This is a genomic window from Congregibacter brevis (genome assembly GCF_045689245.1).
GTDB classification, from domain to species: Bacteria; Pseudomonadota; Gammaproteobacteria; order Pseudomonadales; family Halieaceae; genus Congregibacter; species Congregibacter brevis.
Map to the genome: position 1 here is coordinate 1,702,226 of NZ_CP136865.1, position 21,693 is coordinate 1,723,918.

The window sequence follows — 21,693 nt, forward strand, 5'->3', positions numbered from 1 at the left end:
AGAATATAGAAATGATCGCCATCATTCTTTTCATGAATATTGGTCGTCTTCTACAATCTGGCGAGCAATGGTGACAATGAGTTTGCGAAGCCAGCGGTTCCCTGGGTTGTGCTGCAGAAGTGGGCTCCAGGCCATTTTGAGCTCCAACGGGGGTATCTCCATGGGAGGATCCCGTCGCACAAGACGCGGGTTATCCCGTTTCAGGAGTGCGGCCCGGGTTGGCAGTGTGACAATGAGGTCGTTGTGTTCAGCCAGCGTCATTGCGGCCTGATAGTGGCGCGTAAATACACGAATCTGGCGCTTCTTGCCCAGACGGTTCAGTGCTGCATCGACCCACCCCAGCCGCTGCACATCGTCGGGGTTCACACCGACCCCGACGCCCATACCTGTTTTACTTACCCAGACGTGGTCTGACTCAAGATACTTTTCGAGGGTAAAGTCATTCAGGATGGGATGGTTGGGACTGAGGAGACACGAGAAGCTGTCGTCCCAAAGAGGGATCTGATGGAATGACTGAGGCATGGAGTCGAAGCGGTTGATGACCATATCGATTTTGCCGCGCTCGACGTCAAGGAAGCTCACATCGGAGGGTGTCATGATGTCCAGCGTGATCCCCGGGGCCTGATTTCGCAGCTCACCAAGCACTTTGGGGAAGAGAGTGGACTCGGCGTAGTCGCTCGCCATGATGCGAAACACGCCCTGTGCCTCGGTGGGTAAAAACGCCGAGCGGGGTTGTACAGCCTGATCAATGCGCGATAGCGCATCCCTCACCAGCGGCTCAAGCTCCAGAGCGCGCTCTGTCGGCGTCATGCCCTCTGATGTCCGCACTAATAAAGGATCATCGAATAGCGTTCGCAGCCTCCGCAAACCGTTGCTCATGGCTGGTTGCGACAGATTTAAGGTCTGCGCCGCCTGCGTGACGTTTCTCTCACGTAAAAGGGCGTCGAGATAAACCAGAAGGTTGAGGTCGATGCGGTGTAGATTCATGAGGCCAACCGTTTGCTGTTTAAGCAGTACAGTATCGCGATGATGCCGCCATCCTGCCAAGCCTTTATACTTGCTCGCCGCGGATTATCGTCCGCGTTCTGGATTTTGACGAGTAAAGCTAAGGGTTTCCTACTATGTATCGTGCGCCGCTAGAAGATATGCGTTTTTTGATCGATGAAGTACTCCGCGTGGGCGATACCCTCGGCGGCTTGCCTCGCTTTGAGGAACTGGGTGTGGGGGAAGATCTGACCGCTGCTCTCCTTGATGAGGGAGCTAAGCTGGCGGGCGAAGTGATCGGGCCCTTACGTCGGGTTGGCGACCTTCATCCAGCGCGCTGTGAAGAGCAGAAGGTCATTATCTCGCCAGGCTATGGCGAAGCGATACAACAACTCGCTCAAGGAGGCTGGTTTGGCATCTCAGCGGACGCTGACTTTGGTGGTCAGGGCTTACCGGAGCTTTATGGCACGGCAGCGTCAGAGATGTGGAATGGCGCCGACATGGCCTTCGCGCTTGCGCCATTTTTAAGCAGCGGCGCGGCTCTGGCAATCTCCTCCCATGGGAATGATGCTCTCAAGACGACTTACCTGGAGAAACTGCACACCGGTGAATGGACGGGAACCATGAACCTTACTGAGTCCGGAGCTGGATCGGATCTTGGCGTCATGAAGACCCGAGCGGTACCTAAGGACGATCATTATTTGATTACCGGCCAGAAGATCTACATCACTTGGGGTGATCACGACGCCGTCGACAATATCGTTCACCTCGTCCTTGCCAAGCTACCTGACGCGCCGGAAGGTTCCAGCGGCATTTCGCTTTTTCTAGTGCCAAAGTTTCTTGTGAATGCGGACGGCAGTCTTGGTGAGCGCAATGACGTCTATCCGGTCTCGACGGAGCATAAGCTTGGCATTCACGGTAGCCCAACCTGTGTGATGGCGTTTGGTGATAGCGGGGGTGCCATTGGCTATCTTGTCGGTGAAGAAAATCGCGGCCTCACTTGCATGTTTACCATGATGAACGAGGCGCGCTTGAAAGTGGGACTTCAGGGTCTGGGCGCCTCTGAGGGCGCTTACCAGCAGGCGCTCGCCTACGCCAAAGAAAGAGTGCAGGGCGGTGTGCCCATTATTCAACACCCGGATGTGAAACGCATGCTGCTCACAATGAAGGCCTTGAACGAGGCAATGCGTGCCCTCGCATACAGCGAGGCCGTGACAATGGACCTAGCTCATTACGGTGCCGAGGCCCATCAAGCCGGGTCGCAGGCACGCATAGATCTGATGATTCCCGTGATTAAGGGTTGGATGACCGAGGTCGGCGTTGAGTTGACGTCGCTGGGAGTTCAGGTGCATGGCGGTATGGGCTATGTAGAAGAAACCGGCGCAGCCCAGTACCTTCGCGATGTGCGCATCACTCCAATCTATGAAGGCACTAACGGTATCCAGGCCGCAGATCTCGTTGGTCGTAAGCTTGGCCGAGATGGTGGTTCAACTATGGGCGCTGTGTTGGATATGATTCGCAAAGATGCAAATGCCTATTTAGAAGCTGGTGGCGAGCTTGCGACCGTGGGCAGTGCGCTTAGAGATGCCGTAGCCTTGCAGGCAGTGTCGACGGAGACCGTGATCCAGATGCTCGCCAGTAATCCCGAGGCGTCTCGCGCTGCAGCGTTCGATTACATGATGCAAACCGGGTACTTGTTCGGAGCATGGCAACTGGCCCGAGGCGCGAACGTAGCGCGGCTTGCGATACAAGACGGAAGTGACAACGAGTTTTACGCCAAAAAGATCGCCACAGCAGCGTTTTATGCCCAAAGTATTCTGCCGCGATGCGAGGGTTACGCGGGCGCCGTGGCTAATGCTGCTGGGGCTCTGCAGGACTACCATGTAGGGTGGCTCTAGTGAGCGCCGTCTTCAGTACACCGGATCTTGCCGACGGCGCTCCCGAGGCTCGCGCCTTGCTTCACTCTTGGCAGGACTTCGGCGCGGTGCGTTGTTTTAGCGGTGTTGCTCTTACCGTGAAGTGTTTTGAAGACAACTCGCTTGTGAAAGAGCTCGTGCAGCAGCAGGGAGATGGCAGAATCCTCGTGGTAGATGGCGGCTGCTCTTTGCGGCGTGCACTACTGGGTGACCAATTGGCGGCAAAGGCCGTCGAGAATGGCTGGTCCGGCCTGGTGATTGCGGGAGCGGTACGGGACGTCGAAATCCTCGAGACCCTTGACCTTGGTGTCAAAGCGCTCGGCGCATGCCCGCAAAAAACCGATAAGCGAGGAGAGGGGCAGCGAGATATTCCTGTCGAAATCGGGGGTACTACGGTCAGGAGTGGTGACTACATCTATGCCGACCGTAACGGTGTACTTGTCAGCTCCGAGGCGCTGCAGCCTCTGTAGAGCGCTGCTGCCCGTAATCAGTGGCAAGACTTTCCTGTAAGCGTTGTTTGCAGACTCGGTGATCGCGTCTGTGAACACTCTAAGCTCATGCGAGGCGCATCGACAGATCTAGAGGGTCGCAAGCTTTGGTTAATGCCCCAATAGATATGAAATCGACCCCGGTCTGGGCAATAGCGGACAGTGTTTCCAAGGTCACGTTTCCCGATGCCTCTAGCTCTGCTCGGCCATCATTGAGTTTTACAGCCTCGCGCATGGCATCGAGATCAAAGTTATCGAGCATTACGCGCTCGCACTCTGCCTCTATTGCCTGCGCTAACTCGTCCATGCTTTCCACCTCAACCTCCACCGGCTTCCCTGGCGCACTCTCTCTTGCTCGCAATACGGCGGCGGGTATTCCACCGCAGGCGAGGATATGGTTTTCCTTAATTAAGAACGCGTCATAGAGCCCGATGCGGTGGTTGTAGCATCCGCCGCAACGCACTGCGTATTTTTGGGCGGCTCGCAGTCCTGGCAAGGTTTTGCGCGTATCCAGTAGTCGAACGCCCGTGCCCTCAACCTTGTCCGCGTATTCACGACAGCGCGTTGCTGTGCCTGATAGCGTCTGTAGAAAATTCAGGGCAGTGCGTTCTGCTGTTAGCAGTCCGCGGGCGGGACCTTCAAGCGTCAGGAGTATTTGACCTGTTGTTAAAGCGTCGCCATCAGCCACAGACCAGTGGACGTTGATGCGTTCGTCAACACGTTTGAAGACTCTGGATACCCACTGCTGGCCACATAGAATGCCTGCGTCACGGGTAATGATGGTCGCTTCGGCCAAACTATCGGCCGGCAACAAGTTGGCGGTGATGTCTCCAGTGCCAATATCTTCTGCAAGGGCGCTTTCTACATTGCTGTCGACTAGCTTGTCCGGGACTCGACTGAGGTTGAGTGGCATACAAATTTCCGGCTTGGGTTCTGGGAGTGTTTGTCGGGCGCATAGTAGCAGCGCCTGTTCCCGACCAAAACCATCGGCAAGCTTGCCGTTAAGCCGCTTGATGCACACAATGGCGTCATGTCCTCACAAAATGCATGGGACGGCTGGCTGAAAAGAGCTCGTCTTTGTCCCTCCCCTAACTTTAACTCCAGGCCAGATCCCAGCGCTCTGGATATGCTGGTGGTGCATAATATTTCGCTGCCACCGGGTTGCTTCGGTACAGGCGATATAGAGTCTTTGTTTTGCAACACCCTTGATTGCTCTCGGGATTCATCCCTTGAAGAGCTCGAGGGGCTTGAGGTTTCGTCACACTTTCTGATCGACCGAGATGGTGTGTTAACGCAGTTTGTATCCTGCCTTGATCGCGCTTGGCATGCAGGAGTCTCCTCGTGGGGAAGCAGGACAAACTGCAATGACTTTAGTATTGGTATTGAGCTCGAGGGCACGGATAGTCGTGCCTACGAGCCGGCGCAATATGAGGCGCTGGCGCAACTGATTTTTGAGCTGCGCGAGTACCTACCGTCCTTGGCGCGCGGACCAATAGTCGGACATAGCGATATTGCCAGCGGCAGGAAAACCGATCCGGGTGAGGCTTTTGACTGGGCGCGGTTGAGAAATTCGCTGGCGCATGCGGCGGGCTCCGACACTCACAAACAGAGGGAAATTTAGGGCGATGACGTTTCTAGCAATGATCATTGCATTGTCTTTGCATCAGGTTATTCAGCCGGGAAGTTTTTTGCAGCGTGATGCCTGGCTTTTTCAATGGGATAAGGCTGTTGCTGCGCGAATCTCTAACGAGACAGCCCGTACCTTGATCACTCTTGGTGTCGTGGTTTTGGTGGTCATCTGGGTTTTATCTGTAATTGATGATTGGCTGTTCGGGCTCGCAGAATTACTGGCCACGGCAGGACTGTTTGTGTGGAGTTTGGGTCGAGATGACTTCCATACGGCCCTCGAGCGGTACGAGGCCCGTGTTGCGGTCGACTCGGAAGGAGCCTGTGAGATTCTGGACAATATCTGGGCTCCCCTTTCTCCTGAGTCGGACAGCGAAGCGCAAACTGTCGCATTGCAGCGTTTGATCTACAGTGGTTATGCACGCTGGTTTGCGCCACTCTTTTACTTCGTCGTTGGGGGGGCACCTTTAGCCGTTTTGTATCGGGTTTTGTCGTTGCTGTGTGCCAGTGAGGGATCACCCCTGTATTTAAGGGTGCTACGTTGGGCTGATTGGATGCCAGCGCGAATCCTTGGTTTAACTTTTGCATTGAGCGGTGATTTCTTGGCCGTGAGTAAGCGAGCCCCCTTAGCGCACCTTACTGACACGACTAGGGCTCCACAGCTCCTTCTCGAGCTGGCAGGAGTTGCCTGTAACAATGTCGGAGGAGCTCGCGTCCTCGGCGATATTCTCTATCGCAGTGCGGGCCTTTGGTTGTTGGTACTGTCCGCTGTTCTTATCCTCGGATGATTTTCTCTCCTTGGCTGTCGCGGCCCAACTGCTATGCTCATATGGATGAAAAAAATAACGACTACTCAGGAAGGCTAAGCTAGACGGATCCGGCCTCCAGGAGGATTCCATTGAATGACCCGAAAGATTTGGATACCACTCGAATTCTGAGTGTCAGTGATGACGCTCTCTGGGATTCTCCGGCAATCGATGCAGATAGTCAGGAGTTGTGCGTTGTTCTAGCCTTCCATCCGGATACCTCACGTATCGGAGAAGTGTGTTCCTTGGGGTACGCCGATGACCTCACGGTTTTTGGTCGCCATCGGCCCCAGTTTGCTCATCTCGATGGCTCCCCAGCTCGAGGCTGCGACGATGAATTTGTGAGTCGCGAGGCTTTTAGTCTCAGCTACCAAAGTTCGCTTTGGCAGTTAGTCCGTAGAGAAGGCAGTTCCCGTTTGCGTATTGATGGTCGCGAGCTTTTGGACGCTGCAGTTCTTTCCCCGGAGCAGCTTCAGAATGGAGTGGTTCTGACCGTTGCGGAGCGAATCGTCCTGCATCTTAGGCTACGAAGCTCCAGGGTTTCCGTCAGCACTTCCCCGGAGTTAGCTGTGTTGCGCGGCGTGAGTCCAGCGATGCAGCAACTGCGTGAGAGCACTGATGCTGCGGCCAAGAGTGGTGGTGATGTATTGCTCATTGGTCCTACGGGCACCGGCAAAGAACGCATAGCTGGCGCAATCCATGCGTTGAGTCGTCGATCAGGGGAGCCTTGGGTGGCTGTGAATATGGCGGCCATGCCCGTGGATTTGGCCAGCGCCAGTCTTTTTGGGGCAGCAAAGGGTGCATACACCGGGGCTGATGCAAACCGTAAAGGGTTCTTTCAGCAGGCCAACGGCGGCACGTTGTTCCTTGATGAGGTAGGAGACACGCCCCCGTTATTGCAGCCAATGTTGCTAAGAGCACTGCAGGAGCGAGAGATTCAGGTGGTGGGCGGCAAGAGTGAGCGCGTCGCACTGCGTGTGATTGCAGCGATGGAGCAAGATCCTGACCAGCTCCGTGAGACTTTTCGTCCAGCGCTTCGCTATCGGCTGGGTGCGTATGAGGTGCACCTGCCTTGCCTGAAGGAGCGTTCTGAGGATGTTGCATTGCTGGCTGCGGATTTTTTCAATGAGCAAGCGGGCGAAGCAGGACTGAGTTGGGATGTTCAGAGTAGTGTCGCCGGTGTCAGCGCCTGGGCACGCTTGTTTGAACAGTTTTTACTTTACAGCTGGCCTGGGAATATCCGCGAGCTGCAGCATGTTGTTGCTCAGATAAGTAGTGTATCGAGGGGAGACCTGCGGGTTCCCAGCACTATTAGAGAGCGCTTCGGTCGTCCCTTGAGCCAGCTATCTGAAGCTAAACCCGCACCTCAAGCCGATCTTTCCGAGCCCGAGCCGACCCAGATAAAAGAGTCCGCGGCTCGTCGCTTGGACGAGGTGTCAGACGAGGAGTTTGTGGAGGCGTGGCGCGACGCTAAACATGAGGTCGCGGCTGTCGCAAAAGATTTGGGCGTGTCTCGACCCGCAGTGTATCGGCGCCTCAAGGGCTTGCGCGAGTGCCGCCTGGCTGCTGATGTCCCCTTGGGTGAATTGCTCTCAGCTCTGGATGCTTGTCGTGGAGATCTGAGCTCAACTGCTGAGCGTCTGGCCGTGTCACGACGAGGCCTACAAACCCGTCTGCGTGCAAGCGGAGTTGCTTCCGCCAACTTATCAGATGTTTTTGAGGGCGAGGATAGGGGCTGATCGGTGATCCGCGGTCTATCGCAGTATCGCGTACTGGGCCGTTTAGGCCATGGTGGACAGGGTGAGGTGTATTTGGCGCTGGATACTCGACTTAAGCGCCGTGTCTGTATCAAGCTTTACTACTTGTCAGGGTCTATGGCGGCTCGTCGCCGAGCGGTTCTTGAAGCCCGGCACTTGATGCTCGTAGAGAGCCCTCAAACGGTCACTATTTATGATGTCGTCAGCGCGGGAGGGAGCGTCGCCCTTGTCTTTCAGTACATTCCCGGATGTACTTTAGAGGAACTCCTGGCTTTAGAGGGACGCCTGAGTCCGGAAAATGCGATGGCAGTGCTCACAGACCTTGCAGCTGCACTCGCCGCGCTGCGTCAATCAGGTCTTGTACACGGTGATATCAAACCCGCGAACGTACTCATTGATGTTCAGGGACGCACTGTTCTGACGGACTTTGGGTCGTCACTTCTAGCGGGTGAGCAATGGTCGTCGTATAGCCACGAGTCTATTTCGCCGGAGCAGTCTAGGGGAGAGCCTGCGGTGTTGCTGAGCGATTTCTATGCTCTTGGTTTACTTATGTATCGCATGCTCTACGGAGAGCACCCGTTTTATGACGGGGGAGCTTTAGATGTACGACGTATGCGTGGGGGATTAGAGGCCGCTCCTGTACTAGCGGATTTGTCGCCTCTTGCAATGCAGTCAATCGAAAAACTACTACTGTCTCTACTGGCTTCGCGCTCGGATGCTCGCCCCCAAAGCACTTTTGATCTTCGAGAGCGGTTGCGTGAAGTTAGGAGTCGGCTGCCTGCGCCGAACCTCGCAGAAATAGCGCCGCAAATGAAGCTCCAAGAGCCGGCCCTGGGTGTCGCAAATGTTCGGTTACCCAGAAAACTGGTGCGCCTTCCGGTTTGGCAGCAAGGTCAGGCCTGGCTTTTCTCTTATTGGTCCCGGGGCAGTTTAGGAGCGCGAGGACTTATTGTTGCTGTAGGTTTGGCGCCGATAGCACTTGTCACTCTTGCTTGGCTCGCTCCGGGACCCTGTCTCGCCCTTCCTATGCCCCAGATTAATATCGGTGCCAATGCGCGTATGACGGCAATGAATGAGCGGGATTTGCGTGTACTGCTCAGCACGCTTGTCAAAGAAGCCTCTGAGGACATTGTGGTTCTTGGCGCTGGACCTGCCGATGACAGCTACTACACCGCAACGCCGGCTGGGCTGCATAACAGCTGCATCCCCCAGCAAAGCTTATCGCTGCGGGTTGATTGCGAGGCCGGCCGTTGCCTGCTCCAGCTGCGAAGTGAAAAAGGAGCTTTGTCCCAAGAAGGGCAGCTGTCTGTCTCTCAAACAGCGTCAGTTCTTCAGCTCAAGCAGTCGCTGTCTCAGTTACTTCGAGAGCAGATAGGCTTTTTGCGAAGCTAGCGAAGCTAGCGAAGAGAGTGCAAGAGTGTGCTGTTAAGGGGCAGGCTTATACCCAGAGATGTAGCGCGCCGAAGTAGTTCACCGTTTAGAAACTCTACCTCGGTCGGGCGACCTGCCATTGTGTCTTGCAACATTGAAGAGTTGTTCTGTGCCGTGCTCTGGCAAACAGAAACCACGGTGGCGAGCAAATCCTCTTCCTCGCTCCACAAACCCAAGGCGATAAGTGCGGGTTCCGTTTCTTCGCACAGTGCCTTCAATTCAGCTTTGGCCTCGCCGCGGTCAAGGAGTTCGCCATTGCGGCAAGAAAGTACTGCGGTGAGCGGATTGATGATGCAGTTGATAGAAAACTTGCCGGCGATTGCCTGCTCTATATTCGACGCCCACTGCCACCCTGAAAGATATTGAAGGCTGTCCTTGAACCATTGAGGTGAAGAGAGGCTCGCCCCAGGTCGCCCTATGCGTGTTATGCCGCTTGAAACAATCCGTACCCTGTTTGCCGACACCCTGAAAGCCCCTGCAGTGCTAATCGCGCGGTGAAACGTATGATCCGGAATACTGTTTTGCGCAGCTTTCTCAAAACCCATTCCATTGGCAGTACTGGCAACCACTGCGCCTTTCGTCAGATAGGGGCGCGCTAATGCTAGCGCGTTCTCCACTTGCCCCGCTTTCGTGGTGATCAGCAGGCGTTTGATGCTGCCGTGAGCAAGCGTGTGTAGGGGCAGGGCCTCGAGATGCGCCTCGGTTGGCCCATCGACGACAATTTTTCTAATGGGCTCTTGATGGTGATGCACCAAAGTTGAGGGGAGTTCACTTTGCTGCATGCGATGGGCAATAAGGCAACCCATCGCACCCGCTCCCAAGATATGCCAATGGCTCAAGATGAACTCTCGGCGGACAGTAACTTTGCAATTCGCTGCCTTGACGCTGCCGACTCTCGTGTGTTGCCTTTATGTGCGCTTAACCAGCAAGCCTCAATACAGGCGTAGAGCAGGCTCTGAGCTTTAAAACGTCGCTCCTCTTCGGTGGAAGGCAGGCGCCGAAGGTACTGGAAGAGGAGTTCTTCCGCGCTTTGATTGTCGAGCTCCGAGGCACAAACCGCCAGATCAAAGAGAGGATCTCCGGGGGCAGCGTATTCCCAATCCAGAGCGTAAAGTCGACCTTTGCTGGAGATGCGGTTTGCTCTCAAGAGATCGTTATGGCAGAACACAGGGGGTAGCGAAGACGCCTCCTCGATGCAATCCATAGCGTTTTTGATCCTCGATTCACCGCGTTCTAACAGTCGTGCCAACTCGCTATCAGCCGAGGCAATGACGCGGTGTTGCCGCAGGGTCTCGGGCGAGAAGAGTCGTTCACCCTGAGCGGGGAGGGCGTGAATCTCGCTAAACAGCATAGCCAGTTCAACAGCAGAGCTTTGATGATCCTTAGCCCCGTCAATGTATTCCATGACCGTAATACCGCGCTGTGGATCGCTTAGGAGCAGCTTTGGGCCGATCCCCGCATTAGCGGCAAACCGTTGTGCGGTAGCTTCCGCTTCTCTCTGTCTCAAGTCGCGGAGCTCAGTGGTTGCTATGCGCACGACCCATTGCTGCTCGGGACTCTCGATGAGTTGCAAGGAATGGTTGTGACCGCCATTGAGTACAGCGCCCGGTGATGGCGGGCCCGACAGCTCGGGCGCCCAGAGAGCATAATCCTGGCAAACTTCGCGTACTAGCTGCTTGTTGCTTGAAGACGCAAGCTCTGTCGCCACTGCTTCCATCCGATAACCGCCAGCACTGTGTAAACCAAGTAGAGACCCGATGATGCCAGCAATCCCGCGTTCAGATATAGCCCTGCAGTTAAAAGGTCAATGACGACCCAGTATATCCACGATTCGAGTTTCTTTTGAGCGACCATCCAGGTCGCAAGAACGCCGGCCCAGCTGCTTCCTGTATCCACGATGGCCTGTAAATCGGTCAGTGTATTTCGCGCCAGTAGAGTGATGCCGCTGAGAAGAACAAGACTGGCGACAATGGTCGCGTGGTATCGCCAGCCGACTCTGCTGACGGTGCGCGCAGTATCTGAGCTGTCTTTGCCCCAGCGCCACCATCCAAGGGCTGCCATAAACAGGTAGAAGACCTGAAGCAGCCCCTGCATCGGTAAACCCGCATCCCAGAAAATCACCATGAAGATAGCGGAAGCCAAGCCACCTGCTATCCAGCAGCTGCGCTTTTCCCAAATGGCTAAAATAAGGTAGGCGAGTCCTAAAACGACCGCGATTCCTTCCAGTGCTGTGCTCAAAGCTGCAGTTCCAAGCTAAGGCCCAATTGCCTGGGGTCGCCGAACTGTCGGTAGGCTTCTGTGACGTAGCCTTTGCGTGGGTCGTTACCAAAGCTCCCAAAGCCGCGGGTGAAGTAGTCTTCGTCTGTGAGGTTACGTCCCCAAAGGGCCACTTCCCAGTTTTCGCCTTGGTAGGCGACGCGTAAGTGAATGAGACCGTAGGCATCGGATTTTACGTCGTGGCGATCGGAGAAGAAGAAGCTGTCGCGACCTTCCCACTGCAGGTCGGTCTTCCAGTGCTCACCTGGACTCCACTGAAGGCCCGCGGCGAATTGGTAACTTGGCGCGTGCGCTTGTTCCCGGTCTTCAAGATCGCGACCGTCGGCATTGATGTATTCACCGAAGCGCGCTCTCAGCAAACCGGTGTTCAGATACATTTCAAAGTCATTGCTCAGCGCAGCACGCAGCTCCCACTCCAGTCCCAGGTTGTATCCGGCCGCCGCGTTATCCGTAAAGTCGATGAAAGCTGTGCTGCCATCAGCGCGGGGTACGACCACCGAGCCGCGTACCTGCTGATCACTTCGATCCATGTAGAAAATGGTGGCGGCGCTTTGCACTCGCCCTTCGAAGAATTGACCTTTGTGACCGATCTCAAAATTGTAGAGAAGCTCTTCGTCAAAGAAGCGTAGGTCAGAGAGAGATTCCGAGGTTCCAGGTTCGTCGGTGGGAAATGCGAGAATGCCGGCGTTCACACCGCCGGCACGATAGCCGCGGGAAACCGCCGCGTAGAACATGCCGAGACCCTCGTTTTCGTACTGAAGCGAAAGCTTACCTCCCCACAAGGAATTGTCCGGCTCGCTGCTAACTGCATTGGAATCGTCATATTGCATGGACCGGTTCGCTAGTCGTAGTCCCCCACTGAGGGTCCAGTTTTGAGTCAATTCCAGATCTAGCTGGCCATAGGCGGCTCGAGTTTCTGCTTTAAAGCGACTACGGAAATCCTCAGCAAGGTATGTGTAATCGCGACGCAGTGATTCGTCATCGTTTAGAGCATAGATTCCGGCCGTCCAGTTCAGGTCGCCGAAAGCCGTGGTGAGGGCTTCGGCGGAAGAGAACCGGAGTTGAGCGCTGTAACTCTCTCGTTCTCGGAGATAACGATCAAAGGACGAGTATTCAAGGTCGGGTGCGATACCGACAAAACTCCAGTCCTCGTCGTAGCTGTAGTCAGTGTCAGAGGTCGCGGCGCTGGCCATGAACTCCGCGAGAACGCGGCCCCCTGACCAGCGGTAGTGGATGCCGAGAGCGTCGCTTTCCTGTCGATCGTTTCCGGGCATATCGGACAGTGTCGTGCGCGTATTATCGAGGGAGAAGGCGTCGTAGCCGTTATCAATTTCCACGTGCGATAGTGTGAGGTCAAAGGTCTGCCGCTCGCTCGCTATCCACTGCAAACGTCCGCGATACACCGCTTCGTCTCGCCGATTGGTGTCGCTTGTACCGAGAAAGCTATTGTCGATGAATCCATCGCTTCGGTGCTCGAACGCTGCGATTCTAAAAAGCAGCTTGTCGTCGATGAGCGGACCAGTGGCGCTTATGCCTAGCTCCCGGCGTCCATAATCACCTACCGTCGACTGCAGGCGAGCGGAAAATTCAGACTCTGGTGCCGCGCTGCGCATGTTGATCAAGCCTGCGAGCGCATTGGCGCCGTGCAGGGTCCCTTGAGGCCCGCGAAGCACTTCTACTTGCTCGATATCAAAAAGAGTTGCCGCGCTTCCCAGCCCGCTAAAATCAATGCCGTCTATCAAGAGTCCTACCGACGGGTTAAGGGGTTCTACGAACTGACTGCGCTCACCGACTCCCCGTATCTGATAGAAACGTGCTCGAGAACTACCTCCGGCCAGATTCACATTGGGAGCGAGTATTAAGAGGTCTTCGAGATGGATCGCATTGCGCTCCTGAATCTGCGCGTCGCCCACAATGCTGCTGCTCGTTGGTTGTAAGAGCCAGGGTGTGCTGCGAAGCTCTGCTGTTACGACAACCTCCTCAAGAGCGGACCCTGAGGGTGATGCGTTCTCAGAAAGCACGTTTTGTGCGGTAGCTGACCAAGGCACCGCCAGCAAAATGCCTGAAAGCACGACCCCGGCGATCGTCGAAGTCCCACAACTATCGCGCCGATGCGTAAAATCCGCCCCGCAGTCAGAAGCGCTGCCGCTCGACAGATGCTCAATCCTTCTGGTGTGTAATGTTTTCTGTGACGAGTGTGGCGTGTTTGAAGTGCTTATCTGGCTCACGAATATTCCCTCGGGCGAGGGAACGGGCGGCTTTCGTCAGACTTGGACGGGTGAAAGCTGCAACCATTCCTACGCCGGTATTGCCCGGATCAGGTTCTAAGGGTTCGCTTTGGCACTCCACCGCGCCTACTTTTGGTCTACGGTGAAGGGCAGGCGTCTCAGGTCTTAACCACCCCTCGGTTTGTTCGATGGAGTATAGTGTGCTTACTGTGGCTGGGCAAAGCGGCCACAGTTTTCAGTGGTATGTAGGAGATTGTTTTGGTCGATAATAAGAACAAGCAAAAGTGAGCGAAGTGGGCGAAGAGAGCGAAGAGAGCGGCAAGCAGCCTGAGGTCACAGACATTGAAATGACCGAGCTGCCAGTGGAGCCCGAGGATAGCGGCGATCTTGTCCAACTGTTGCATGTGCATGTATTGCGGCAGCTTCGGCAGGCTCAGCGTCACTTATTGGGGATGAAAAGCCTTTCTTCCCTGGTGAAGTATCTCCTCGAAGATTTTCCCCACGGGTTTGGCTCTGCTCAGGCCGAGTTGCGGCTCCATGACCCGGAGGAGCAGATAGCTCGCCTTCTGCCCATTCGCAAAATGTTCGGGTCATCCCTGTCACTTAAGTCCGACAACTACGCGCTGTACCAACTTTACCCCGATCTCCCTGACACATCGCTTATAGATCTTGACGATCGCCGAATGTTTAACATTTTGTCCGGTGCATCAAACGCGGCGGGCGCTATCATGATGCCGCTCTTTGATGGCGATCGCCTGGTGGGGAGCTACCACATAGCTCTCACCGAGACGATGACCGCCTATGGCGACCAGGAACGCGAGCTTTTTGCCATGCTAGGGCAGCTGGTAGCGGCTGCGCTACTCAGGGTTGTAGAGTACCAACGTGTTGATCAGTTGACGCTGCTTAACCCAGTGACCGAGGTCGGCAACCTTCGTGCGTTTCGTCGCGATATGTTGCGAGAGATATATTGGGCGCGGCGTGTAAACCATCCGATGACGCTTTTGTACATTTCCCTCGATGAATTGGCGGATATCTGCAAGAGCTATGGAGAAGTGGCCTGCCACTTTGTGCAGCGTCGCGTTTCTCAGCGTCTGTGTTCTGAGTTGCGTGCTACCGACTACATCGCACACATATCAGCGACGCACTTTGCCGTGCTTCTGCCCGCCTGTAATGAGCCCCACGCCCATGATATTGGCGAGCGCATGCGACGGGATATCGACGATTTTGCAATCGATGATGGTAGGGGGGCAGTGCTTCACGTGTCTCTGAGCGTTGGGCTGGTTTGTTGGGAGCCCTCGAGACATCCCGTGGAATCTAGCGAGCGCCTTGCTACCCAAATGGAATCCGAGGCTGAAGCGGCGATGCAGAAAGCCGAGCGCGCGGGTGGCAATCGAATTTCCGTAGCCCGCCTGGGCTTGCTGATGCTCTAGCTCTTTGAGGGGCCGAACCGCGTCTTCAATATTGAGAGGTGCATCATTTTTTTGGCCCTGCCCGCTGCCGCACTGCGTGCTAAGCTTGCGGGCTCAAAAATCACTTCTACCGAGAGGGAATCATGGCTGAACAGAAAGCCACTAATGTGCACTGGCACGAAGGCGACATCACACGCGAACATCGCGCAAAAATCCTGGGGCATCGAGGCGCCACGATCTGGTTTACAGGACTTTCGGGTAGTGGCAAAAGCACCGTAGCTGTAGAGCTTGAGGGCGTGCTTCATGAGCATGGCGTGCTCGCTTATCGCTTGGATGGTGACAACGTTCGCATGGGGATCAACAAGAATTTGGGGTTCTCGGCTGAAGACCGCACGGAAAACATTCGCCGTATCGGCGAAGTCGCCAAGCTTTTCGCGGACAGCGGTATCATCGCGTTATCCAGTTTTATCAGCCCTTATGTAGCGGACCGTGATGCTGTTCGAGAATTGCACGTGGCGGCTGGCATCGACTTTATTGAAGTGTTCGTGGACTGCTCCCTTGAGGCTGCGGAGGGTCGTGATCCTAAGGGCCTTTACAAAAAAGCGCGCGCAGGCGAAATCAAAAACTTCACAGGGATTGATGACCCTTACGAAGCGCCCCCGTCTGCAGAAATCCACTTACATTCGGATCAGCAAAGCCTTGACGAAGAAGTCGCCCAGATTTTGGGAGAGCTGCGAGAACGCGGCATTATTGCTGCCTGAATCGACGCCACTAAAGCTGCACACAAAGGGATACATAGATGATTAAGCCCCACGGTTCGAAGGAACTGCGCCCCCTCTACGTTTACGACGATAAAGCCCGCGCTGCTCTGGCTAGCGAAGGCGAGTCACTGCCATCAATGCTGTTGAATTCCGCCGCCGCCGCCAATGCGGTAATGCTTGGAGCGGGTTATTTTAATCCGCTTACGGGTTACATGAGTCTGGGTGACGCAGTGTCCGTAGCCGACAAGTTGCACACTGAGTCGGGGCTGTTTTGGCCTGTGCCCATTCTTAATGTCACGGACGATCCAAATGTGCAGGCGGGGATGCGCTTAGCCCTGCGTGATCCCAATGTCGAAGGCAATCCTGTACTTGCGATAATGGATGTTGCGGCCGTCGAAGAAGCGAGCGACGAGCAGCTCTCTCAGATTGCCCAAAAAGTTTTTCGGACGCTGGACTCTGAGCACCCTGGCGTTGCAACCTTCTTGAGTCTGGGCAATCGAGTAGTGTCTGGTCCTATTCAGGTCCTGAACTACTCATATTTTGCATCGGAGTTTCCCGATACGTTCCGAACGGCGGTGGATATCCGTGCGGAGATAGCTGAAAGGGGATGGGAGAAGGTCGTCGCTTTCCAGACTCGAAATCCCATGCATCGGGCGCACGAAGAGCTCTGTCGTATGGCTATGGAAGACCTTGAGGCGGACGGTATTTTGATCCACATGCTTCTTGGCAAACTTAAGCCCGGTGATATTCCTGCCGAAGTAAGGGACGCCTCCATACGCAAGATGGTTGAGGTGTACTTCCCACCCAACACTGTGATGGTTACGGGCTATGGCTTTGACATGCTCTATGCCGGCCCTCGTGAGGCGGTACTGCATGCGGTGTTTCGCCAGAATTGTGGTTGTACACACCTCATCGTGGGTCGCGACCATGCGGGCGTCGGTGATTACTATGGTGGCTTTGACGCACAAACAGTTTTCGATGAGGAGGTGCCGGACGGATCCCTGGAAATCGATATCTACCGAGCAGATCACACCGCTTACAGCCGCAAACTCGATAAGGTGGTGATGATGCGTGACGCCCCCGACCACAGTAAAGACGATTTTGTCCTGCTGTCGGGTACTGCGGTGCGTGAAATGCTGGGGCAGGGTATTGCGCCGCCCCCGGAATTCTCGCGACCTGAAGTGGCGAAAATTCTTATGGATTACTACCACAGCCAGCAGTAAAGCGGACCCAATATCTCTGGCGAGCCTGTCATATTAGTGTCACAATTTTGCCATTCAATGGCGCCTTTCTCGAAAGCGCTTCATGAGAGACCGCCATTGAGTTCACACAACTGGTAAAGCTGGGAGCAGCAGTGACAACGCTTTGGCAGACACGGTTGGCTAGCCTCACGTCCCAGATAGCAAATGGGGGAGCGAGCGCGTTTCGCTATTTTTCCCAGCCGACGGCATTTCTTCGTTTAAAGCAAGTTCTTTGCCTGCTCCTGTGCCTCTGGATAGTCGGATCCCTATGGACGGGGCTTTGGAGCTTTCTACCGGAGGCTCAGCCCCTTCCAGAGATCGAAGTTATTAATCCAGTATCCAGCGGTTCCGCTGTTCAAGTACGTAACTCTGTCGATATAGAGGCTCTTGTGGCTGCGCGGCTCTTCGGTGAACCCGGTTCAGCGGTAAGTGCTGAGACCCTCGCTGCTGCTACCGGTCGTGCGCCGGCCATGAGCGAAGCGGAGGCTAGCATCGCTCTAGCGGGAATAGAGGATGGAGCCCCTGATACCCGACTTCCACTACTGCTGCGGGGTGTGCTGGCCGCGTCCGAGGCCGGCCTTGGTCAGGCCGTCGTAGAGCATCGGAAGTTGCAGGATCTTTATCAGGTGGGTGATGAATTACCCGTAAGTGGTGAAGTAGTTCTGGCAAAAGTGTTGTCCAACCTGGTGGTTCTGGACAATGGCGGTCGCTACGAGGTCTTACGTTTGTTTGAAGAGGTTGAGTTAATGACATCTGTATCTGATTCGACACCAAACGTCTCAGTTGCAGAACGCTCTCGGGCGACAGATGCGCCTGTACGTAACGTAGAAGTGGATACGTCCGCGTCGGAGATCGCCACGGAGTACCGGGAACGCCTCTATCGAGATCCCCAGTCCCTCGCTGAGGTCGTGCGCGTTGTTGCTGTTCGTGACGGCGATCAACTTCAGGGTTATCGGGTGAGTCCCGGTAGTGCTGCAGGTGAGTTTACGGCTTTAGGATTTGAAACCGGTGATTTGGTGACGGCGGTAAATGGAATGTCGCTGACCGACCCGGCAAACACAGTGAGACTTTATCAAGCCATGCGATCAGCAAGTGAAGCGAGCTTCGAACTACAGCGCAAAGGAGAGTCTGTGACGCTTAATGTCAGTCTTGGGGCACCTGCAGGGAAGGGCGAGTCGTGATTCCTTCGTTGTTATCCTGGTGGCGCAACGGCTTCGGTGCTCTCGCGACCTTCCCCTTTCTTTTTGCCTTGATCGTAACGCCGGCCGCTGGGCAGGACTTTACTGTCAACCTGAAAGAGACCGATATTCAAGAGCTCATAAAGTTCGTCTCCGAGGCTACCGACACGACGATTGTTGTTGACCCGTCGGTCAAGGGGAAAGTAAAGGTTGTTTCGTCCCGCCCAGTGAATGCCAGTGAGCTTTATGACCTTTTTCTCGCGATTCTCGACGTTCACGGTTACACCGCTGTGCGCTCTGGTGGCGTTGTCAGAGTAATTCAAAACAAGGACGCGCGGTCGGCGTCGGTTCCCGTCGCGGACGAAGCGGGTGTTCTCGGCTCTGTGAACGATGAATACGTAACTCAAGTTCTGCGCCTCGACAACATTTCTGCAGCAAAGCTGATCCCGGTGCTGCGTCCCCTTGTACCCCAGCAGGCACACATGGCGGCCTATGCTCCCAGTAACGCAATTATCATTTCGGACTCGGCATCTAATATCAGTCGTATCCGCGGAATCATTGAGCGGATGGATCAATCGGCGGTGCAGGAAACCGATGTCATCGCTATGCGCTATGCGGTTGCTGAAGACGTAGTAAGAATGCTCGAGAAGCTCAATGCCTCGGAAGCGAAGAACAATGGCGGGGAAGTTGATGTGTTGTTGGTTCCAGACAAGCGCACCAACAGTGTTCTCGTAACGGGTGACGAATTGCAGCGGGCGCGAATTCGTAGCCTTATAGCCTATGTGGATACGCCGCTGGAGCAGACCGGTAACGTCAAGGTGATTTACCTTGAGTACGCGCAAGCCTCGGCGATCGCCGAAGTTCTGACACGGGTAATGCAAAACATCAACAAGCTGGATACGGGGGATGCAAAAGCGGCGCGCTCGTCCAGTAATACCGCGACTATTGAAGCCGACGAGGGAACTAACTCTCTGATTATCACTGCAGATGCCGATGAGATGCTCGCGCTGGAATCAGTGATCACGCGTCTGGATATTCGTCGGGCGCAGGTGTTGGTAGAAGCCATTATTGTGGAGCTGGAGGTGACGGACGGTCAGGACCTGGGCTTGCAGTGGCTGTTTGCTAACGACAGCGGGTTCTATGGCAGCAATATCAATGCATCGGATAGCCGAGCGCGTAACATTGCCGGCGCGATTTTACCATCTGATGGCGATACCGACAGTGGATCCACAACGGGTGATTTTGATGTAGGGAATTTGGCTGCCGCCTTAGCTAGCTCCGCAGGTCTGTCCCTTGGCTGGGGTGTGGTGGGTGAAGATCTGAGTATGACGGTCATCCTGAATGCGCTTGAAGAGCAGAGCAATGCGAATATCCTCTCCACTCCGAGTCTATTAACCCTGGACAATGAGGAGGCGTTTATTACCGTGGGGCAGCAGGTGCCTTTTATTACTGGTTCCTTTACGAACACAGGGGGTAACAACGGCGCTCAGAATCCCTTTCAAACGATCGAGCGAGAAAACGTCGGCATCACACTGACCGTTACCCCGCAGGTGAATGAGGGTGACTCTGTTGTGTTGGAAATAGAACAGGAAGTGAACTCCCTTACGGGCGCTACTCTTGTTGCATCGGCTGCGGCGGCAGATTTGATTACCAATGAGCGAAAGATTCGTACCAAGGTTTTGGCTGAGGATGGACGGGTTGTGGTTCTTGGTGGGTTGATCAAAGACGATGTGCAAAGCACCGAGCAACGGGTGCCGATTTTGGGCGACATCCCTTACCTTGGCAGACTATTTCGCAATGACGCGGTTTCGGTTAGTAAAACGAATCTGATGATCTTTATCAGGCCAACCATCATTCGGGATGACGCAGAGATAGCTGGTGCAACGGCAATTAAGTATCGGCATATACGTGACCAGCAACGGGCGCAGCGAGAGCAGGGTTTGATGTTCTTCGGAGAGAGCGAGGTACCTGTGCTTCCTGATTGGGAGCAGCAGATTCTTCAGCTCGAAAAGATTCGCGAGGACCTACGCGCACCCGAGCCTGATCTGGAGCCAGAGTCGCCGTGACCGAGGCGCAGCCGGCTTTGCTTGCCCTGGACTCCGCGGAAGTTTTGCCTGGCAAGCTGCCGTTTAGTTTTGCAAAGGCACACCGCGTTGTTATTGACCCCCAGGCTAGCCACCGTGTCCTACACACTGGGGCACTGAGCGCAGACGTACTGTTGGAGCTTCGCCGCCGTATCGGCGAAGCGCTAGAGCTTCAGGCGCTTTCGCCTGCAGATTTTCAAAGCCAACTTTCCATAGCCTATCAGCGTGACAACAGCGAAGCCGTGCAGATGGCCGCAGACATTAGTTCTGATGTTGATCTCAGTCGGCTGGCAGAGGAAATTCCCGACGCCGGGGATCTCATGGATGCCGAGGACGATGCGCCGATCATTCGGTTGATCAACGCTATTCTCTCGGAGGCTGTGCGCGAGAAAGCGTCCGACGTTCACATCGAAACCTTCGAAGAGAAACTCAGTATTCGCTACCGCATAGACGGCGTACTGTCTGAAGTGCTGTCGCCCAAACGGATGCTTGGCCCCTTACTGGTCTCTCGGCTCAAGGTCATGGCACGGTTAGATATCGCGGAGCGGCGTATTCCTCAGGATGGGCGCATATCGGTGCGCATCGCTGGTCACGCGGTAGATATTCGTATGTCTACGATTCCTTCCGCCTATGGAGAGCGCGTGGTACTGCGGTTACTCGACAAGCAATCGGGGCAATTGCAGCTGAGCCAGTTAGCGATGCCAGAGGCTGTCTATGAAGGTTTTAGGGGCGCGTTAAAAAGTCCCCACGGAATCATCCTTGTTACCGGTCCCACGGGGTCGGGCAAGACGACGACCTTGTATGCGGGTCTGTCCGAGATCAACGATGCTGCTCGAAACATCATGACGATTGAAGACCCGGTGGAGTACATGCTCCCGGGTATCGGTCAAACGCAGGTCAATACGAAGGTGGATATGACCTTTGCCCGCGGATTGCGCGCCATTCTCCGTCAGGATCCAGATGTGGTCATGGTGGGTGAGATTCGTGATCTGGAAACTGCAGAGATCGCGGTGCAGGCCTCTTTAACTGGGCATTTGGTGCTCTCTACCTTACATACGAATACTGCCATAGGCGCTGTGACGCGTCTCCAGGACATGGGCGTTGAGTCATTTCTCTTGTCGTCCAGCCTCATAGCAGTAATGGCGCAGCGTCTGGTTCGCTTGCTCTGTCCCGACTGCCGACGGGGAGCTACTCCGACGCAAGGCGAGGCTCAGCTCTTAGGGATCAATCTTAATGAGGATCCAGAAACTCAAATTTACCAGGCGGTGGGATGTCCTAGCTGCAACCACAGTGGCTATAAAAGACGCAGTGCGATTTACGAGCTGATCGAGATAGACGACCAGTTGCGCGCCCTTATTCACGATGGCGCCTCAGAGCAGGCGATCAGCGAGCAGGCAAGGTTGCGCTCGGCGAGCATTCAGGAAGACGGCCGGCGACGAATCCTGGCAGGTGATACCAGTCTGCAGGAAGTGCTGCGTGTCACCTCTGTGGCTTGAGCTAGCCAGAC

At 55.1% G+C, this 21,693-nt stretch carries 18 protein-coding genes and 1 riboswitch; of the genes, 12 read left to right on the forward strand and 6 right to left on the reverse strand.

Translation table 11 applies throughout. The features are described 5' to 3' along the window. Positions 1 to 30 precede the first annotated feature (30 nt). Entirely contained in the window at positions 31 to 987 is a 957-nt protein-coding gene (locus R0137_RS07475) for a LysR family transcriptional regulator (RefSeq protein WP_407329989.1), read from the reverse strand. 134 nt (positions 988 to 1,121) lie between these two features. On the opposite strand from R0137_RS07475, the gene R0137_RS07480 reads away from it, so the two are divergent. Both R0137_RS07480 and rraA read left to right on the forward strand, forming a co-directional pair. Continuing rightward, positions 1,122 to 2,882: an acyl-CoA dehydrogenase gene (locus R0137_RS07480; protein ID WP_407329760.1), complete on the forward strand. Its 1,761-nt coding sequence runs from the start codon at positions 1,122 to 1,124 to the stop codon at positions 2,880 to 2,882. Next, positions 2,882 to 3,370, forward strand: coding sequence for a ribonuclease E activity regulator RraA (gene rraA / locus R0137_RS07485; protein ID WP_407329761.1), 489 nt, complete (start codon positions 2,882 to 2,884; stop codon positions 3,368 to 3,370). Before R0137_RS07480 ends, rraA begins: the two co-directional genes overlap by 1 nt. A gap of 85 nt (positions 3,371 to 3,455) precedes the next feature. On the opposite strand, the gene nadC is transcribed toward rraA, so the two are convergent. Further along, a complete protein-coding gene (gene nadC / locus R0137_RS07490) occupies positions 3,456 to 4,301 on the reverse strand; it encodes a carboxylating nicotinate-nucleotide diphosphorylase (protein ID WP_407329762.1) in 846 nt (281 codons plus the stop codon). 117 nt (positions 4,302 to 4,418) lie between these two features. Between nadC and ampD the strand changes: the two genes are divergently transcribed. From ampD to R0137_RS07510, 4 genes are all read left to right on the forward strand, one after another. Continuing rightward, entirely contained in the window at positions 4,419 to 5,009 is a 591-nt protein-coding gene (ampD, locus tag R0137_RS07495) for a 1,6-anhydro-N-acetylmuramyl-L-alanine amidase AmpD (RefSeq protein ID WP_407329763.1), read from the forward strand. Between the two features lie 4 nt (positions 5,010 to 5,013). Then, on the forward strand, positions 5,014 to 5,802 hold the full coding sequence (gene ampE / locus R0137_RS07500; protein WP_407329764.1) for a regulatory signaling modulator protein AmpE: 789 nt from the start codon (positions 5,014 to 5,016) through the stop codon (positions 5,800 to 5,802). A 110-nt stretch (positions 5,803 to 5,912) separates the two neighbouring features. Further along, the gene (locus R0137_RS07505) at positions 5,913 to 7,559 is read left to right on the forward strand and encodes a sigma 54-interacting transcriptional regulator (RefSeq protein WP_407329765.1); all 1,647 of its coding nucleotides are present in this window, start codon (positions 5,913 to 5,915) and stop codon (positions 7,557 to 7,559) included. A 3-nt stretch (positions 7,560 to 7,562) separates the two neighbouring features. Next, positions 7,563 to 8,969, forward strand: coding sequence for a serine/threonine protein kinase (locus R0137_RS07510; protein WP_407329766.1), 1,407 nt, complete (start codon positions 7,563 to 7,565; stop codon positions 8,967 to 8,969). Between the two features lie 5 nt (positions 8,970 to 8,974). Here the strand turns inward: R0137_RS07510 and R0137_RS07515 are convergent, their stop codons facing one another. From R0137_RS07515 to R0137_RS07530, 4 genes are read right to left on the reverse strand one after another with little or no spacing between them, the layout of a single operon-like run. Then, complete coding sequence (locus tag R0137_RS07515; protein WP_407329767.1) at positions 8,975 to 9,814, reverse strand: 2-dehydropantoate 2-reductase; 840 nt, start codon at positions 9,812 to 9,814, stop codon at positions 8,975 to 8,977. A gap of 29 nt (positions 9,815 to 9,843) precedes the next feature. Beyond that, positions 9,844 to 10,725 (reverse strand): phosphotransferase, encoded by an 882-nt coding sequence (locus R0137_RS07520; RefSeq protein WP_407329768.1) that lies wholly within the window; start codon positions 10,723 to 10,725, stop codon positions 9,844 to 9,846. Next, positions 10,677 to 11,246, reverse strand: a complete 570-nt coding sequence (pnuC, locus tag R0137_RS07525) for a nicotinamide riboside transporter PnuC (protein ID WP_407329769.1) — start codon at positions 11,244 to 11,246, stop codon at positions 10,677 to 10,679. Before pnuC ends, R0137_RS07520 begins: the two co-directional genes overlap by 49 nt. Next, positions 11,243 to 13,357: a TonB-dependent receptor gene (locus R0137_RS07530; RefSeq protein ID WP_407329770.1), complete on the reverse strand. Its 2,115-nt coding sequence runs from the start codon at positions 13,355 to 13,357 to the stop codon at positions 11,243 to 11,245. The genes pnuC and R0137_RS07530 overlap by 4 nt, the downstream gene beginning before the upstream one ends. Positions 13,358 to 13,562: 205 nt before the next feature. After that, a riboswitch (TPP riboswitch) is annotated at positions 13,563 to 13,700 on the reverse strand. Positions 13,701 to 13,797: 97 nt separating this feature from the next. On the opposite strand from R0137_RS07530, the gene R0137_RS07535 reads away from it, so the two are divergent. From R0137_RS07535 to gspE, 6 genes are all read left to right on the forward strand, one after another. Beyond that, positions 13,798 to 14,943: a GGDEF domain-containing protein gene (locus tag R0137_RS07535; protein WP_407329771.1), complete on the forward strand. Its 1,146-nt coding sequence runs from the start codon at positions 13,798 to 13,800 to the stop codon at positions 14,941 to 14,943. Between the two features lie 122 nt (positions 14,944 to 15,065). After that, entirely contained in the window at positions 15,066 to 15,683 is a 618-nt protein-coding gene (gene cysC / locus R0137_RS07540) for an adenylyl-sulfate kinase (protein WP_407329772.1), read from the forward strand. Positions 15,684 to 15,721: 38 nt separating this feature from the next. Continuing rightward, the gene (sat, locus tag R0137_RS07545) at positions 15,722 to 16,906 is read left to right on the forward strand and encodes a sulfate adenylyltransferase (RefSeq protein WP_407329773.1); all 1,185 of its coding nucleotides are present in this window, start codon (positions 15,722 to 15,724) and stop codon (positions 16,904 to 16,906) included. Positions 16,907 to 17,037: 131 nt separating this feature from the next. Further along, complete coding sequence (gspC, locus tag R0137_RS07550) at positions 17,038 to 18,105, forward strand: type II secretion system protein GspC (protein WP_407329774.1); 1,068 nt, start codon at positions 17,038 to 17,040, stop codon at positions 18,103 to 18,105. A gap of 68 nt (positions 18,106 to 18,173) precedes the next feature. Then, a complete protein-coding gene (gene gspD, locus R0137_RS07555) occupies positions 18,174 to 20,168 on the forward strand; it encodes a type II secretion system secretin GspD (RefSeq protein ID WP_407329990.1) in 1,995 nt (664 codons plus the stop codon). Beyond that, entirely contained in the window at positions 20,165 to 21,682 is a 1,518-nt protein-coding gene (gene gspE, locus R0137_RS07560; protein ID WP_407329775.1) for a type II secretion system ATPase GspE, read from the forward strand. Before gspD ends, gspE begins: the two co-directional genes overlap by 4 nt. The last annotated feature ends 11 nt before the right edge of the window (positions 21,683 to 21,693 follow it).

Excerpts from the sequence above, each read along its gene's own strand:
- R0137_RS07475 (WP_407329989.1), bottom strand. The coding sequence starts at position 987 with ATGAATCTACACCGCATCGACCTCAACCTTCTGGTTTATCTCGACGCC.
- R0137_RS07480 (WP_407329760.1), top strand. The coding sequence starts at position 1,122 with ATGTATCGTGCGCCGCTAGAAGATATGCGTTTTTTGATCGATGAAGTA.
- nadC (WP_407329762.1), bottom strand. The coding sequence starts at position 4,301 with ATGCCACTCAACCTCAGTCGAGTCCCGGACAAGCTAGTCGACAGCAAT.
- ampD (WP_407329763.1), top strand. The coding sequence starts at position 4,419 with ATGTCCTCACAAAATGCATGGGACGGCTGGCTGAAAAGAGCTCGTCTT.
- ampE (WP_407329764.1), top strand. The coding sequence starts at position 5,014 with ATGACGTTTCTAGCAATGATCATTGCATTGTCTTTGCATCAGGTTATT.
- R0137_RS07515 (WP_407329767.1), bottom strand. The coding sequence starts at position 9,814 with ATGGGTTGCCTTATTGCCCATCGCATGCAGCAAAGTGAACTCCCCTCA.
- R0137_RS07520 (WP_407329768.1), bottom strand. The coding sequence starts at position 10,725 with ATGGAAGCAGTGGCGACAGAGCTTGCGTCTTCAAGCAACAAGCAGCTA.
- cysC (WP_407329772.1), top strand. The coding sequence starts at position 15,066 with ATGGCTGAACAGAAAGCCACTAATGTGCACTGGCACGAAGGCGACATC.
- sat (WP_407329773.1), top strand. The coding sequence starts at position 15,722 with ATGATTAAGCCCCACGGTTCGAAGGAACTGCGCCCCCTCTACGTTTAC.